The 16,326-nt window shown below is 49.4% G+C and carries 13 protein-coding genes; all 13 read left to right on the forward strand.

Going from position 1 to position 16,326, the window contains the following annotated elements:
• Positions 1-227 precede the first annotated feature (227 nt).
• The 13 genes from H1R82_RS09370 to polA all read left to right on the forward strand — a co-directional run bounded on the left by H1R82_RS09370 (position 228) and on the right by polA (position 16,321).
• Complete coding sequence (locus H1R82_RS09370) at positions 228-425, forward strand: phosphate signaling complex PhoU family protein (RefSeq protein ID WP_181732006.1); 198 nt, start codon at positions 228-230, stop codon at positions 423-425.
• Positions 426-626: 201 nt separating this feature from the next.
• Positions 627-1,559, forward strand: coding sequence for a type 2 periplasmic-binding domain-containing protein (locus H1R82_RS09375; protein WP_181732005.1), 933 nt, complete (start codon positions 627-629; stop codon positions 1,557-1,559).
• Positions 1,560-1,582: 23 nt separating this feature from the next.
• Positions 1,583-1,804: a hypothetical protein gene (locus tag H1R82_RS09380; RefSeq protein WP_220215022.1), complete on the forward strand. Its 222-nt coding sequence runs from the start codon at positions 1,583-1,585 to the stop codon at positions 1,802-1,804.
• Between the two features lie 302 nt (positions 1,805-2,106).
• Positions 2,107-3,702, forward strand: coding sequence for a solute:sodium symporter family transporter (locus H1R82_RS09385; RefSeq protein ID WP_181732004.1), 1,596 nt, complete (start codon positions 2,107-2,109; stop codon positions 3,700-3,702).
• Positions 3,703-3,747: 45 nt separating this feature from the next.
• Entirely contained in the window at positions 3,748-4,764 is a 1,017-nt protein-coding gene (iolG, locus tag H1R82_RS09390) for an inositol 2-dehydrogenase (protein WP_181732003.1), read from the forward strand.
• A 111-nt stretch (positions 4,765-4,875) separates the two neighbouring features.
• Positions 4,876-5,682 (forward strand): 5-deoxy-glucuronate isomerase, encoded by an 807-nt coding sequence (gene iolB, locus H1R82_RS09395; protein WP_181732002.1) that lies wholly within the window; start codon positions 4,876-4,878, stop codon positions 5,680-5,682.
• 97 nt (positions 5,683-5,779) lie between these two features.
• A complete protein-coding gene (gene iolC / locus H1R82_RS09400; protein WP_181732001.1) occupies positions 5,780-6,778 on the forward strand; it encodes a 5-dehydro-2-deoxygluconokinase in 999 nt (332 codons plus the stop codon).
• A 56-nt stretch (positions 6,779-6,834) separates the two neighbouring features.
• A complete protein-coding gene (locus H1R82_RS09405; RefSeq protein WP_049719787.1) occupies positions 6,835-8,295 on the forward strand; it encodes a CoA-acylating methylmalonate-semialdehyde dehydrogenase in 1,461 nt (486 codons plus the stop codon).
• A gap of 37 nt (positions 8,296-8,332) precedes the next feature.
• A complete protein-coding gene (iolD, locus tag H1R82_RS09410) occupies positions 8,333-10,258 on the forward strand; it encodes a 3D-(3,5/4)-trihydroxycyclohexane-1,2-dione acylhydrolase (decyclizing) (protein ID WP_181732000.1) in 1,926 nt (641 codons plus the stop codon).
• A gap of 40 nt (positions 10,259-10,298) precedes the next feature.
• Entirely contained in the window at positions 10,299-11,195 is an 897-nt protein-coding gene (gene iolE, locus H1R82_RS09415) for a myo-inosose-2 dehydratase (protein WP_181731999.1), read from the forward strand.
• A 50-nt stretch (positions 11,196-11,245) separates the two neighbouring features.
• Entirely contained in the window at positions 11,246-12,295 is a 1,050-nt protein-coding gene (locus H1R82_RS09420) for a Gfo/Idh/MocA family oxidoreductase (RefSeq protein ID WP_049719790.1), read from the forward strand.
• Between the two features lie 121 nt (positions 12,296-12,416).
• Entirely contained in the window at positions 12,417-13,427 is a 1,011-nt protein-coding gene (locus H1R82_RS09425; RefSeq protein WP_181731998.1) for a LacI family DNA-binding transcriptional regulator, read from the forward strand.
• Positions 13,428-13,672: 245 nt separating this feature from the next.
• Positions 13,673-16,321: a DNA polymerase I gene (gene polA, locus H1R82_RS09430; protein WP_181731997.1), complete on the forward strand. Its 2,649-nt coding sequence runs from the start codon at positions 13,673-13,675 to the stop codon at positions 16,319-16,321.
• Positions 16,322-16,326: the final 5 nt, after the last annotated feature.

Here is a 16,326-nt window from a genome sequence, read left to right on the forward strand (position 1 = left end):
AGTAAAAAGACTTTTTTGATGATTTCCAAAGCCAATACTCTGAAGTCTTTCACGACTTCCAAAGCCGAAGTTGAATGAATGAAGAATTTTTATTTTAACTCTTTTCTCTCTGGAGTCCATGTTGTTGAAGATGGGGGAGCAGGTGGAAATTTCGATTCACAAAGCGCTCAAGGCTTTTGAGTAAAGAGAAGTCACGGTGGCGCAAGAAGTGATCCGGGAAGACCACCATGTCGATGAGATGGAAAAAAATCGATGATACCGTGGTCAAACTGATTGCAACCCAACAACCGGTGGCCACCGATCTCAGAAAGATACTCATGGCGATGAAGATTGCATCCGACTTGGAAAGAATCGCGGACCATGCCACCAATATTGCCGAAAGTGTTGTATATATGGAAACCGGTAAACAAATGGATTTGAATTAACAGTTTTTTTCGGCCTCTTTGCGGGATTTTTCGAAGCCGGAAGGGACCGGAAAAAGCAAGAAGGACAGGCAGGGGACGGTGATGTTCCCTGTTTTTTCATTTGTGTTTTGCTCCCGTTGTCCCAAAAATGGTTCAAGGGGGATGTTTTGGAACATTTTGCAGTTTATAATGTCTCATGTCAACGATGAATGGAGGTCATGCATGATGCTTTTTTTAGACATCCCCGAGCCGATGGACGGGAAATTGAGGCAGAAGATTTTGAGAAGGCAAAAATGGAAAAGAGCCGTGAAATGGGGGATCGCCGCTTTTGTTGTCGTGCTCTTATTCATCAATTTCAAATTTTTTATTTCCCCCCATACCAAGGATTTTTTCAAATCCCTCGGGCTGGATCCGGAGGCTTTGAACAGTCCGGAGGTATATGGAGGAGCGATACAGAGTTTGGTGACAGCGCTCACGGTGGTCACAACCTTTTATATTTACAACCGGTCGAAAACGGCTGTCATGAGCCAGAAAGTGTATGATCAAAAGTTTGAGGCATACAGCCGGATTTGGGAGAAGGTGCAGAAGATTGAACAGGAGTTTGAGCGAACGGCCGTCCGGCCGGCTTATCATGATGCACTGGCAAATTTGAAAAGGGAAATCGAGCATTTTTACCAGTTTTGCAGAAGCAAATACCTGGTCGTCTCCCCCACGGTGATGGACCTGTTGGGAAATTGGACGGCAAGTTGCTATTTGGAAGTGACAAGCAAAATCAATATGGGCAGGAGACACTATGGAAATGTCCCTTTGGAGCAGATCACGGAGTGGCATGAATACAGGAAAGCTTCCAAAGCAAGGAAAGTCAGCTTGGAACAGCTGGTGATTGCCATGAAAATGGATCTGGGCTTGTTGGTCTTGGAAGAGGAGATCGATGAGTCGTTTGGCAAGGTTTCCGAAGAAATTAAGGGAACGATCGATGAAATCGAGAAATTCTACCGGAAAACCGGACTGATCGATCCTGAGGAAACCAATCTTTTTGAGCTCAAAAACAAAGTGAAAGAGAAGAACCAAAGGCTTCTCAGGCAACGATTGATGGATGTGTTGAATCCCAGAAAGAGGGCGGAAAGAGGTGCCGGTGAGCGGATGAAAGAGTAGCCGCCGGTTTCAAAAGCATAAACTTGGCGAGGAGGAGATGGACGGATACGGATAAGAAAAAACAGATCGGAGTACTGGTGGACGGTTGTGTTTTTGCCAATGACCAAAATCAAAACGTGGATCTGGATGAGTTTGTGGATGCTTTTCTTGAATGGGTGGAGTCAAAAGGATGGCATTTTGGAGGAGGTGTGAGGCAGGTGGATGAGGATGGGGAGCCTGCAAGCTGCGGGAAAAGAGAGAGCTGAAAAGCCCTCTCTTTTTTTATGAAACTGTCAAGCTGATGATACAAAATAATCTAAAAATACATTGATTTCAAACATAATTGCAATTATACTAAAAGGTAAGAAAGCGTTTGCAAGAAAAGAAAGGGAGGGGATAAAGAGGACGAAGGGAGTCGGATGGGGTTAACCTTTTCTTTTTTGTCTTTAAGTTAAGCGCTTTACTTATTGTAAATCAAGCGTTTTCTGTTTTTTTGTCCACACAACGGATCTTTTCAGGGGATGTTTTTGCAGATTGTGTCAAAAAACAAGCAGAGGAGAGAGACGACTTGTTTTATTTCTCTATTCTGTCTTTCATCTTGGTCATCGCAGCCATCTGGATTTTTGCCTACAAGAGAAGCCGCATCGTTGACAATACCAGCTCCGAAGGGTACTTTCTCGGCGGACGCAGTTTGACGGGAATCACCATCGCCGGTTCCATTCTCATGACCAATTTGTCCACGGAGCAGATTGTGGGGCAAAACGGACAGAGTTACATGGCGGGGATGGAAGTCATGGCTTGGGAAGTCACAGCGGCGGTTGCGATTGTTTTGCTCGCGTTGGTTTTTTTGCCGAAGTATTTGAAGTATGGAGTGGATACCGTATCCGATTTTATTGAGAAACGCTATGACACCACCACCAAACGAATCGTTTCCATCTTGTTTATTTTCACTTATATGATTTCGTTTTTGCCTGTCGTGTTGTATTCCGGCTCTCTGGTGTTTAACAAAATTTTTCGCGTGAATCAGTCCCTGGGCATCGATGCTTTGGCGTCGGTTGCTTTGGTTTCGGCAATGATCGGGATGATCGGGTTGGCCTATCTTTTGATGGGCGGATTATCATTGGGCGCATTCAGCGATTCCTTGTATGGTGTCGGGCTTTTGATCGGGGGCTTGTCCATTCCGGTGTTGGGATTGATCGTCCTGGGGAATGGAAGTTTCACGGACGGATTCCATGTGGTCCGCACCAATACGCCGGAAATGTTGAATGCCATCGGCGCAGTCGATTCAAAAATTGTTCCATGGCCGACGCTTTTTTTCGGGATGTTTTTCAACAATTTGTTTTATTGGTGCACAAACCAGATGATTGTCCAAAAAGCATTTGCCGGAAGAAACCTCAAAGAAGGACAAAAAGGGGTCTTGTATGTCGGTTTCTTTAAAATCATCGGCGCATTGTTCCTTGTTTTCCCGGGGATTATCGCATTTAACTTGTTTGGAAATTCCCTTTCCACCCCGGATGACGCTTATCCCAGTTTGGTGGCAGCGGTTTTGCCCGGGTGGGCCTACGGGATTTTCGGAGCCGTGATCTTCGGGGCGATTTTAAGTTCGTTTGTCGGCGCATTGAATGCCACGGCAACCCTTTTTACATTGGACTTTTACAAGCCGGTTTTCAACCCGAACGCAACGGATCGACAAGTGGCCAGAGCCGGAAAAGCCGTCACCGTCATCGTGGGATTGGTTGCCATCGTCATTGCTCCGTTGATTTCTTTTGCGCCCACCGGATTGTATAACGTTGTGCAACAATTTAACGGCTTGTACAGCATGCCGCTGTTGGCGGTCATTGTCCTGGGGTTTTACTCCAAAAATGTAACCGCTTTCGGAGCGAAAGTGACATTTGCTTTCCATGTTGTGACGTATGCCTTGGCCAGTTTGTTTTTGTCGCACATTCATTATTTGTATGTCTTAAGCGTCCTGTTTTTGGCCGATGTGTTGATCTTATGGTGGATCGGGAAAATCAAACCGGCGGACAAACATTTTGTGCTGCAGGAAGGCAAACACAAAGTGGATTTGACGCCATGGAAACATGCCGGTTGGGTCGGGGCATTGGCGGTGGTGGCGGTGCTGATGACATACTTGGTGTTTTCACCGCTGGGACTGGCCCGGTAAGGCCTTGGGTGAACCGGAGATAAAAAAGGGAGGACTGCATAATTTATGAGCAAAAAAATCACGGTTGGCGTGGTGGGAGCAGGACGGATCGGAAAGTTGCATGTCAGCAATCTGAAAAAGATGGACAATGTCCGGTTAAAAACGGTTTCCGACCTCTTTGCCGACCAGCTGGAAGACTGGTTCCGGGAAAGCGGGGCAGAAAGATTGACAAAAAATTATAAAGAACTGATCCATGATCCGGAACTGGATGCGGTTTTCATCTGTTCCTCCACGGACACTCACGCTGAAATCATCAAAGAAGCTGCCGGTGCGGGCAAACACATTTTTTGCGAGAAACCCGTCAGTTTTTCCGATCAGGAAACATTGGAGGTTTATGAAGCGGTGAAATCCGCGGGAGTGAAATTTCAGCTGGGATTTAACCGGCGGTATGACAGGAACTTTCGCAAGGTAAAGCAATGGGTGGAAAAGAAAGTCATCGGTGATTTGCATGTTTTGAAAATCACCTCCAGAGATCCCAATCCACCTTCTTTGGATTATGTATCGCGTTCCGGGGGCATCTTTATGGATATGACCATCCATGACTTTGATATGGCCCGCTTTATTTCCGGCACGGAAGTGGAAGAAGTTTTTGTGCATGGAGCGGCCTTGGTCAATCCAAAACTGGCCGAATGGGGGGATGTGGACACCGCCGTCATCACGTTGAAATTTGCAAACGGGGCCATGGGCGTGATTGACAACAGCCGCCGGGCGGTTTATGGATATGACCAGAGGCTGGAAGCTTTTGGCTCCAAAGGGGCGGTACATGTGAACAACGAGACGGAATCCAAAGTGGAATGTTGGTCGGAGGAAGGGATAAAAAGTGACAATCTGCTTCACTTTTTCTTGGAGAGGTACAACGAAGCCTTTGACCGGGAAGTCAAAGAATTCATCCGGGCGATTGAAAACGACAGCGACATTCAAACCACATTTAAAGATGGAATCATGGCCCAACGTATCGCCGAGGCTGCAACAGCATCGCTTAAAAGCGGAAAACCTGTCAAAGTGCGAGGATTGGATGAGTGATTTTTTTCTGAATATATCCTGTATTTTCATCATTGTGTAAAAAGTACGGATGCGATATACTCTATTTAGAATAGGTTAAGCGCTTTAATTTGTTATAAAGGAGGGGAAATCGTGTCTCATTTGCTGCTGAAACCCCATGATCCGGATCAACAGGGCAGGATCCATTGTGTGTCACCGGAATCGGCAGGGTGGAAGTATGTGGGACTGGAGGTTTATCGGTTAAAAAAAGGGGACCGGCTGAAAAGAAAAACCGGCACCCATGAAGTTTGCCTGGTGTTGTTGTCAGGAAAAGCCAATGTGAAAACCGGGCAAAAGGAATTTCAGGGCATCGGCAAACGGATGAGTGTTTTTGAAAAAATCCCGCCTTATTCTGTTTATGTTCCCAGTGGAGACCACTATCAGGTGGAAGCATTGACGGATTTGGAATTGGCGGTGTGCTCGGCTCCCGGAAAGGGAACTTTCCCGGCCAGGCTGATTGCCCCGGAAGAGGTCAGGCAGTCCAACCGGGGATCCGGAAAGATGTTCCGCCAAATTCATGACATTCTTCCGGAGGACCGGGAGGCGGACAGCTTGCTTGTGGTGGAAGTGTTCACCCCGGACGGCAACACTTCAAGTTATCCGCCGCATAAACATGATACGGAAAATCTTCCGCATGAATCATACTTGGAGGAAACCTATTATCACAAAATTCATCCGGAAAATGGGTTTGCCTTTCAGCGGGTTTATAATGACGACCGTTCGCTGGATGAAACGATGTGCATCGAAAACGGGGATGTGGTTCTGGTGCCGGAGGGTTACCATCCGGTCACAACGGTGCCGGGGTATGAGTCTTATTACCTCAACGTGATGGCCGGACCGGTCCGGACCTGGAAATTTAAAAATGCTTCGGAACATGAGTGGTTGTTTGAGAAGTTTTAAAGAGGGAAATCATTATTTTTCAAAAGTTAAGCGCTTAAATAACAGTTTGCGGATGCAAGTCTGCTTTTTTCAAAATCGCGAGGTCAGGGGGATCGATGTGGATCAGTTGGATTTCAAAGCCGGCCGTCCCTTGGATCTGATTGCTGTTGGCAGGCTGGCCATCGACTTGAATTCGGACCAGATCAATCAACCGATGGAAAATGTCCGGTCTTTTACCAAGTATGTGGGCGGTTCGCCGGCAAATATTGCAATCGGCGCGGCGCAATTGGGATTGAATGTCGGGTTTGTCGGAAAAGTTTCCAATGACCAGATGGGAAGGTTCATCGTTCGTTTTTTGAAAGAGAAAAATCTGGATACTTCCGGTGTCGTTGTGGACAAGACGGGGGCGGTGACCGGCCTGACGTTTACAGAAATCAAAAGCCCGCAAGACTGCAGCATTTTGATGTACCGGGATAATGTTGCGGATTTGAAACTGGAACCGTCGGAAATATCGGAAGATTATATCCGAAGTGCCAAAGCGATGCTCATTTCCGGCACGGCCCTTGCCGCAAGCCCGTCGCGTGAGGCGGTGTTTATCGCATTGCATTATGCCCGCAAACACGGGGTGATCGTCTTTTTTGACCTGGACTACCGGCCGTATACCTGGAATTCGGAACAAGAGACGGCGATTTATTATCATTTGGCGACGGAAAAAAGTGATGTCATCATCGGCACCCGGGACGAGTTTGACATCATGGAATCATTCGCCAAAGAGAAAAAAACGGATCAAGACACCGCCCGCAAGTGGTTTGATTATCATGCCAAAATCGTGGTCATCAAACACGGCTCCAAGGGATCCGTTGCTTATACAAAAGACGGCCATTCACATACGGGAGGAATTTTTAAAACCAAAGTGCTCAAAACGTTCGGTGCAGGGGACAGTTATGCAGCGGCCTTGATCTACGGCCTGTTGAACGGATGGGATCTTCCGGAGGCGATGGAGTACGGGAGCGCTTCGGCATCGATTGTCATATCCCGGCACAGCTGTTCGGAAGCCATGCCGACGAAGGAAGAGTTGGATGCGTTTCTCCGGACGGCGGAAAAGCTGGATGATTGATCCGGCAAAGGGTCGTATCTGATGAAGTATTTTCATATTTTACTGGAGGTTTTCATATGGCAAATACTGTGGTGAGCACATTGAAAAACTATATCAATGGAGAATGGGTGGAATCCGGTTCGGGAAAACAGGAAGCCGTTTTCAATCCGGCCACGGGGGAAGTCATTGCGTATGTTCCTCTTTCCACCCGGGAAGAAGTTGATCGGGCAGTGAAAGCGGCAAAACAGGCCTTTGAAACCTGGAAAAACGTTGCCGTCCCAAAACGGGCCCGCATCCTGTTCAAATACCAGCAATTGATCGCCGATCATGCGGATGAGTTGGCGGCCTTGATCACGATGGAAAACGGGAAAAATTTGCGCGAAGCCAAAGGGGAAGTGCAGCGGGGGATGGAGAATGTCGAGTTTGCCGCGGGAGCTCCTTCCCTGATGATGGGCGAAAATCTCGCCACCATTGCCAGTGAACTGGAATCGTCGGTGTATCGTTATCCGGTCGGGGTGATCGGGGGGATCACGCCCTTCAATTTTCCGATGATGGTTCCGTGCTGGATGTTTCCGATCGCCATTGCACTCGGCAACACCTTTATTTTAAAGCCGTCCGAGCGGACGCCGCTTACCGCCAACCGTCTGGTGGAACTGGCGGAAGAAGCGGGGGTGCCCAAAGGCGTTCTCAATGTTGTGCACGGGGCACATGAGGTGGTTAACGGCTTGCTGGATCATCCCGATGTTCCCCGCATTTCCTTCGTGGGTTCCCAACCGGTGGCTGAATATGTTTACAAACGGGGGACAGCCAATTTAAAACGGGTTCAGGCGCTGGCCGGCGCCAAAAACCACTCGATCGTTTTAAAAGATGCCGACCTGGAAAATGCCGCCACGCAGATTATCAATGCCGCATTTGGTTCGGCCGGGGAACGATGCATGGCGGCAGCCGTGGTGGCGGTGGAAGAGGCGGTTGCGGACGAATTGATTCAAAAACTGGTGCAAAAGGCGGACGACATCAAGATCGGAAACGGGATGGATGAGAACAGTTTCCTGGGGCCGGTCATTCGTGAACAACACAAAGAACGGACACTGAAATACATTGAAGCAGGTGAAAAAGAAGGGGCCAAATTGATCCGCGACGGGCGGAAAGATCCAAAGGCCCGGGAAAAAGGTTATTTTTTGGGGCCCACCATTTTTGACCACGTCCGTACAGACATGAAGATCTGGAAAGAAGAAATTTTTGCCCCGGTGCTTTCCATTGTCCGTGTCCACGACTTGGATGAAGCCATAAAAATCGCCAACCGGTCGCGCTTTGCCAACGGGGCTTGCCTTTACACCCGGGATGGCGGCGCCGTGCGCAAATTTCGCGAATCGATTGATGCCGGGATGCTCGGCGTCAATATCGGCGTTCCGGCTCCGATGGCGTTTTTCCCGTTTTCCGGTTGGAAAGATTCTTTTTACGGGGATCTGCATGCCAACGGGAAAGACAGTGTGGAATTTTATACCCGCAAAAAAGTGGTGACCAGCCGTTGGGTCTGATCCATACGCAAGTAACGGCAATCAGGGGGGAGAGAAAATGAGACTGACCACGGCACAAGCGTTGGTTAAATTCCTGAACAGTCAATATGTGATGGTGGATGGAAAAGAGGAGAAATTGTTTCACGGGATTTTCACCATTTTTGGTCACGGAAACGTACTCGGTTTGGGACAAGCCCTCGAACAGGATCCGGGGGATTTAAAAGTTTACCAGGGCAGAAATGAGCAAGGAATGGCCCATGCGGCCATCGGGTTTGCGAAACAAAACCGCCGCAGAAAGTTAATCGCCTGTACTTCATCGGTGGGGCCGGGGTCGGCTAATATGGTGACGGCCGCGGCAACGGCCACCGCCAACAACATCCCGCTTCTTCTTTTGCCCGGTGACACCTTTGCCACCCGCCAACCGGATCCGGTCCTGCAGCAGATCGAGCAGCCTTATAATGCCGGTTTGACGACCAATGACGCTTTTCGCCCCGTCAGCAAGTACTGGGACCGGGTGACCCGGCCCGAGCAGCTGATGACCGCCATGCTCCATGCAGTCCGTGTGTTGACGGATCCGGCGGAAACCGGGGCGGTGACGATTGCTTTGCCGCAGGATGTCCAAGCTGAGGCTTATGACTATCCGGAATCTTTTTTCAAAAAGCGTGTTCATACCTTCATCAGGAGAAAACCGGACGAGTTGGAATTGAAACAAGTCGTGGCATTGTTCAAAAACAAGAAAAAGCCGTTGATCATTTGCGGCGGCGGGGTCCGGTACTCCGATGCCGGTGAGTCGCTGGACCGGTTCGCCCGGGCGTTTCGCATTCCCTTTGCCGAGACACAGGCCGGAAAAAGTGCCTTGCCGTCCACCCACCCGCTCAATCTGGGAGGGATCGGTGTCACGGGAAACCTGGCGGCCAACCGCATTGCTAAAGAGGCCGACCTAGTGATCGGGGTGGGAACCCGTTTCACCGATTTTACAACGGGCTCCAAACAGCTGTTCCAAAACCGCCACGTTGATTTTGTCACCCTCAACATTTCAGATTTTCATGCGTCCAAACTGGATGCCGTCAAAATGGTGGCGGATGCAAAGGCCGGGCTGGAAGAGCTTCGGATTACACTGGAAAAAGCCGGTTATCAATCCGGTTACGAGGGGGAAATCGAACAGGCGAAAAAAGATTGGGAGAAGGAGCTTCAACGTCTTTGGTCGACCGATTCTCATGCCGAAAACTACCGGCCGGAAATTTCAGGCCATCTGGATGACAAGCTGTCTGAATACGAAGAAGCTTTTCAATCGGGTTTGACACAGACGGCCGTGTTGGGAAAAGTGAATGAGCGGATCGATGAGGATGCGATCGTGGTCGGTGCATCCGGCAGCTTGCCCGGGGATCTGCAACGCATGTGGGTCAGCACCCGGCCGGATACTTACCACATGGAGTACGGTTATTCATGCATGGGGTATGAAATTGCTGCCGCTTTGGGAGTGAAAATGGCGAGACCGGATCAGGAAGTCTATGCCATGGTTGGCGACGGAAGTTACATGATGCTCCATTCCGAATTGATCACCAGTATACAAGAAGGGCTCAAAATCAATGTCATCCTGTTTGACAATGCGGGTTTTGGCTGCATTAACAATCTGCAAATGAGCAACGGGATGGGGAGTTTTTTGACGGAATTCCGTTTGCGGGACCAAAAATCGAAACGGCTGGACGGGCCTGTCATGAACGTGGATTTTGCCAAAAATGCCGAGGCGTACGGCGCGGTTACCTACACGGTGCGGACCATGGAAGATTTGGAACAGGCGCTGGAAGATTCCAAGCGTCAAAGCGTATCCACCTTGATCGATGTGAAGGTACTTCCCAAAACCATGACAAAGGGTTATGGCAGTTGGTGGCATGTCGGAGTGGCCGAGGTGTCAAAAAAAGAATCCGTCCAAAAAGCTTATCAGGAGCGCCTGAGTGAGTTGGAAAAGGCCAGAAAGTACTGAAGAGACCGGGCATGGACGGACATCGCGGGAGGGATTTATGATGTTTGAGAATGACGCGGTGAAACTGGGGATTTCCCCCATCGGATGGAGCAATGATGACATGCCGGACCTCGGCCGGGAAAACACGTTTGAACAATGTATCAGTGAAATGGCGTTGGCAGGCTTTGCGGGCACCGAAGTGGGACATAAGTATCCGCGCGACACCACATTGCTGAAAAAAATGCTCGGGCTGAGGAATTTGGAAATTGCCGGAGCCTGGTTCAGCGCTTATCTGACCACAGCGCCATATGAACGGACGGAAAAAGCGTTTATCCAACACCGTGATTTTTTGTATGAAATGGGAGCCGAAGTCATCGTGGTTTCCGAACAGGGGCACAGCGTGCAGGGAAAGACCGGGCAACCTGTTTTTGCCGCGAAACCCCGTTTTACCGATGAAGAATGGGACAGGCTGGCTGAGGGACTTAACCGCCTTGGCCGGCTGGCCCGGGAAAAGGGAATGAAAATGGTGTATCATCCCCACATGGGGACAGGGGTGCAAACCACAGAGGAAATCGACCGGTTGATGAGCATGACCGATCAAAACCGGGTGTTCCTTCTCTATGATACCGGACACCTGTATCTTTCCGGCGAAGATCCGGTCGAAGTGTTGAAACGGTATTTGCCCCGGATTAAACATGTCCATTTGAAGGATGTCCGGGATCCGATTGCAGCCAAAGTAAAAGCAGAAAAATTAAGCTTCCTGGACGGGGTCCGCGAAGGGGTGTTTACCGTGCCGGGCGACGGCGGCATTGATTTTACGGATATTTTCAATATATTGTCTGAATCAAACTACCGGGGCTGGCTGCTTGTGGAAGCCGAACAGGATCCGTCCAAAGCCAATCCGTTGGAATATGCGCTGAAAGCCCGGAAGTTCATCAAACAAAAAACCGGTCTGTAAGTGGAGGGCGACCGGTATGGAAAAAACCATTTCGAAAGCGGGAATGCATCATGAAGAAAAGAAAAGTGAAAGTCGGGATCGTGGGGCTTGGCCGGCTGGGTTACCATCATGCGAAAAATCTGGCCTTCCGGATACCCGGTTGCGAACTGATCGCGGTTTGCAGCGTTGTGGAAGAAGAAGTGAAAGAAGTGCAAGAAAAATGGGGCATTCCTTATGGCTATACGGATTATGATGAAATGCTCGGAAACCGGGAAATGGAAGCGGTCTTTATCGCTTCCCCGTCGGCGTTTCATTGTGAACAGATCGAAAAGGCCCTGAAAGCCGGGTTCCACGTATTCAGCGAAAAGCCGATCGGCCTGTCTCCGGCGGAAGCCGAAAGAGTGGAAAAAGCCGTTTCCCGGTATCCGGATCAGGTCTTCATGCCGGGATTTATGCGGCGCTTTGACCGATCTTATTCCGATGCGAAAAAAATGATGGACAGAGGGGAGATTGGGGATCCGGTTTTGATTCGTTGTTACGGGTTGGATCCGGCCGGACAGATGGACAGCTTTTTGAAGTACGCCAAAAATCATGACAGCGGGGGCCTCTTTTTGGATATGGCCGTTCATGATTTTGATCTGGCTTGCTGGTTTTTGAATGCGGAGCCGGAAGAAGTCTGGGCCATCGGGGGGAGTTATGCACGGCCTGAATTCGCCGGATTGGGTGATGCGGAAACGGGAGCAGCGATGGTGCGCTTTTCCGGCAACCGGATGGGCATTTTTGTGGCCGGCCGTAACTGTGCACACGGCTATCATATTGAAACCGAAATCATCGGCACCAAGGGATCTCTCCGGATCGGTACGGTGCCGGAGAAAAATCAGGTGATGATTTTTAACGAAACCGGTGTGGTGAAACAATGCGTCGACGGATTTTTGGAGCGGTTTGAACAAGCTTATCTGAGCGAGGCGGAAGAATTTATCCGGTGCATTTTGGAACATCGCCGGCCGCCCGTTCGCGTTCAGGATGGCATCAAGCCCACTTTGCTTGGTTATGCTTGCAAAAAATCGTTTGAAACAGCTTCTTTGGTTCGGATGAAATCCATTGCACCCGCCGGGAAATAAAGCTTCCTGGATCCGGCCGGGAAAGGGAAAAGATCACGGCAAAAATACAGCCATGTCTTTGAAAAATTATGATATCTTATATCCAAAAGAGATTGTGAAGATTTGAAGTGGGGCAAAGGACATGAAAGTAACCATTTATGATGTGGCGAAAAGAGCCGGCGTTTCCATTGCAACGGTTTCAAAAGTGATCAACAACCAAACCGGCAATATGCGCGATTCAACAAAAAGACGGGTCCAAAAAGCGATGGAAGAGTTGAATTATCATCCGAACATCATGGCTTCGGCGCTCATGGGAAAAGGGACGAAAACCGTGGGGTTGTTGGTGCCGGATATATCCAATCCCTTTTTCTCGGAAATTGCCGGAATCATCGAAAACCGGGCGCATGAACGGGGCTACAGTGTGATTTTGTGCAGTACCGGTGAAAATGAAGAAAAGGAAAAGAAGTATGTGGAACTGTTACAAAACAAACTGATCGACGGTTTTATCATCGGTTCCACCTTCCAAAATAAAAACATCCTGGCCGAATTGATCCAAAACCGGCTGCCGGTGGTGTTGCTGACGCAGGACGACCCGTCCATCGATGCACCGAAAGTGATTGTGGATGACTTTAAAGGCGGCTATGAAGCAACCATTCACCATTTACAAAACGGGCACTGCAAAATTGCCATCATCAGTGAGCAATGGGCCCTTTCCAGCGTGAAACGGACGGAAGGATATTTGCAAGCCCTTAAAACTTACGGCATTGAACCGAAACCGGAGTATATGATCAAAACCAGGGGTTCGATTCCCAACGGGATGAAAGCCTTGGCCGACTTCTTCCGCCTGCCGGATCCGCCGACCGCCATTTTTGCCTGCAATGACCAGTTGGCCATCGGCGTGATTTTGGGGGCCAAAGAAAAAGGAATCCCCATTCCCGGTCAGCTGTCTTTGGTCGGCTTTGATGACACCATTCTGGCAAGGGCCACCTACCCGCGCCTGACCACGGTGGCCCAACCGATCTCCGAACTGGGAAATTCGGCGGTGGATTTGTTGATCGACAAAATCCAAACGGGCCGGTTTCAAAGCCAACGCATTTTGTATAACCCGGAATTGATCATCCGGGAAACAACGGGCAAAAACCCGGCGGTATGAAAGCGGCCGGAACCGTTCAGCCCGGAAGCATTGACGGGAGAGAGCAGTGGACAAAAGGGGAAAACCAGACAAACAAACGGAAAGGGGTGTTGCTGCCCCTTCTTTTTTGTGGAATCCTTTCCCAAAAGGCGCAGATCCAGATCGTTTGTTCGCATATTGTTACCAATTGACTGGAAGGAGGAATTTTGGACATGTTACAATAGGTTTATGTTTGAAAACGTGATGGGAAAAGGTGTGAAGATAGCGTGGATAAATTGATTTTGATCGACGGCAACAGCATCGCGTACCGGGCTTACTATGCGTTGCCGCTTTTATCCAATGCCAGCGGGCAATATACCAATGCGGTGTACGGTTTTACCATGATGCTCATGAAAATCCTGGAAGACGAAAAGCCGACCCACATGCTGGTGGCGTTTGATGCCGGGAAAACCACATTCCGGCACAAAGATTTTCAGGAATACAAGGGAACGCGAAAAGAAACGCCGAACGAGCTGAGGGAGCAATTTCCCCTCATCAAAGAGGTTTTGGATGCTTTTCAAATTCCTTACTTTGAAGAAAGCGGCTATGAAGCGGATGACATTATCGGGACGCTTTCCAAAACGTGTGACCGCAAAGACCTGGATATCCGGATTGTCAGCGGGGATAAAGATTTGCTGCAATTGGTGAATGACCGGGTGCATGTGTTGTTGACCCGAAAAGGCATCACGGAAGTGGAGCACTATGACAGAAAGGCGATCGACGAGAAATACGGATTAAAACCGGAACAAATCATCGACCTCAAAGGCTTGATGGGGGATACTTCGGACAATATCCCTGGAATTCCGGGGGTCGGGGAAAAGACAGCTCTCAAATTGCTCCGTCTCTATCCGTCGGTGGAAGAAGTGATCGAACACGCCGATGAGTTGCCGGGGAAAAAATTGCGCGAAAAAGTGAAAGAACATCAAGCGCAGGCGCTGTTGAGCAAGAAGCTGGCCACCATCTTTACCGATGTTCCCTTGTCCCTGGAATTGGATGATCTGGCTTTGAAAGAGCGGGATGAAGAAAAAATCGTTTCGTTATTTAAGAAGCTGTCGTTTAACACGTTGCTTTCCCGCTTGTCCCCGCAAGAAGGACGGAAGGATGACCGGGATTTGAAAAGCATTTCTTATCACCGGATTGAAACCGGTGAAGCGCTTGGCCCGTGGGAGTCCTTTTTTTCCAAAGGGGATAAGGCGCTCGTGGTTGAAATGACCGAACCGCATCCGATCAAAGGGGAATTTCTGGCCATGGCGGTTTCCGACGGTGAAACCCAGCTGGTTTTGCCGGCCGGGTTGGTGAGGGAAAATCAAATGGTTCGCGATTGGCTTTCCGATTCAAAAAAGACGAAATTTGTCTACGATGCCAAAACGATTCAAACCGCCTTTCAACAACATGCCGGACTTCAGGTGGACGGGATGGCTTTTGATGTGCTGTTGGCGGCTTATTTGCTGGATCCGTCTGATTCGCATCCGGCTTTGTCTGAGATCGTGGAGCGACGGGGGGAAGGTTATTTGCCGTCGGATGAAGAGGTGTATGGAAAAGGGGCCAAACGCCGTCAATTGGTAGGGGATGAGCTGGCAGAACATCTTTCGCGGAAAGCCCGGTTTGTTCACCAGCTCACCCCGGTGCTGAAAGAACAAGTGCAAGAAGTCGGAATGGATGCGCTCATGTATGAAATGGAACTGCCGCTTTCCTCCATTTTGTCCGGCATGGAACAAAGGGGTGTCCGGGTGGACCATGAACGGTTGGATGAGCTGGGCCGGGAATTGAAGGCGTCGATGGACCGGTTGCAGGAAGAAATCCATGACATTGCCGGAGTGCCGTTTAATATCAATTCTCCCAAGCAGCTGGGGGAAATCTTGTTTGAAAAATTGGGGCTGCCCGTGATCAAAAAAACCAAAACGGGTTACTCCACCAGTGCGGATGTTCTGGAAAAATTGGCCCCGCAACATGAAATTGTCGAGAAAATTTTACATTATCGCCAGGTTGGAAAATTGTATTCTACTTATATAGAAGGATTAAAAAAAGAGATTGGGCCGGATGGAAAAATCCACACCCAATTTCAACAAACGGTCACGGCCACCGGCCGGTTGAGTTCGACGGAGCCGAACCTGCAAAACATCCCGATCCGGATGGAGGAAGGCCGAAAAATCCGCCAAGTCTTTGTCCCTTCTCAGGAAGGGTGGTACATGCTGTCTGCGGATTATTCCCAGATTGAACTGAGAATCCTGGCCCATCTGTCCGAAGACCAAAATTTGCAAAAAGCATTCAAAGAAGATAAAGATGTGCACGCCCAAACCGCCATGGATGTTTTCGGTGTCGGGGAAGATGAAGTGACGGATCAAATGCGCAGGCAAGCCAAAGCCGTCAACTTCGGCATTGTGTACGGTATCAGCGGTTACGGCCTGGCTCAAGGGCTGGATATTCCGCAAAAAGAGGCCAAGTTGTTTATTGAGCGTTATTTTGAAACGTATCCCGGTGTCAAACAGTATATGGACAGCACGATTGAAAAGGCCAAAAAAGAAGGTTATGTCACCACCATGTTGGGCCGGCGCCGGTATTTGCCCAAAATCAATGCCCGCAACTTCGGGGAACGGAGTTTTGCCGAACGGACGGCCATGAACACACCGATTCAGGGAACGGCGGCGGATATTATCAAGCATGCGATGGTGAAAGTGGACCGGTTGATGCGCGAAAAAGGGTTGAAAAGCCGGTTGCTTTTGCAAGTGCATGACGAATTGATCTTTGAAGTCCCCGAAGAAGAGTTGACGGTCATGAAAGCATTGGTTCGGAATACGATGGAACAAGCCGTCCGGTTATCGGTGCCGCTGAAAGTGCAAGTGAGTGTCGGGAGCAATTGGTACGAAGCAAAATAGGAGGA

It is taken from the genome of Thermoactinomyces intermedius, assembly GCF_013912365.1.
Taxonomy (GTDB): domain Bacteria; phylum Bacillota; class Bacilli; order Thermoactinomycetales; family Thermoactinomycetaceae; genus Thermoactinomyces; species Thermoactinomyces intermedius.

Bases quoted from the DNA above. Each gene is read 5' to 3' on its own strand.
- iolD (WP_181732000.1), top strand. From the start codon at position 8,333: ATGAGACTGACCACGGCACAAGCGTTGGTTAAATTCCTGAACAGTCAA.
- iolG (WP_181732003.1), top strand. From the start codon at position 3,748: ATGAGCAAAAAAATCACGGTTGGCGTGGTGGGAGCAGGACGGATCGGA.
- iolE (WP_181731999.1), top strand. From the start codon at position 10,299: ATGTTTGAGAATGACGCGGTGAAACTGGGGATTTCCCCCATCGGATGG.
- H1R82_RS09370 (WP_181732006.1), top strand. From the start codon at position 228: ATGTCGATGAGATGGAAAAAAATCGATGATACCGTGGTCAAACTGATT.
- H1R82_RS09425 (WP_181731998.1), top strand. From the start codon at position 12,417: ATGAAAGTAACCATTTATGATGTGGCGAAAAGAGCCGGCGTTTCCATT.
- H1R82_RS09420 (WP_049719790.1), top strand. From the start codon at position 11,246: ATGAAGAAAAGAAAAGTGAAAGTCGGGATCGTGGGGCTTGGCCGGCTG.
- H1R82_RS09375 (WP_181732005.1), top strand. From the start codon at position 627: ATGATGCTTTTTTTAGACATCCCCGAGCCGATGGACGGGAAATTGAGG.
- H1R82_RS09405 (WP_049719787.1), top strand. From the start codon at position 6,835: ATGGCAAATACTGTGGTGAGCACATTGAAAAACTATATCAATGGAGAA.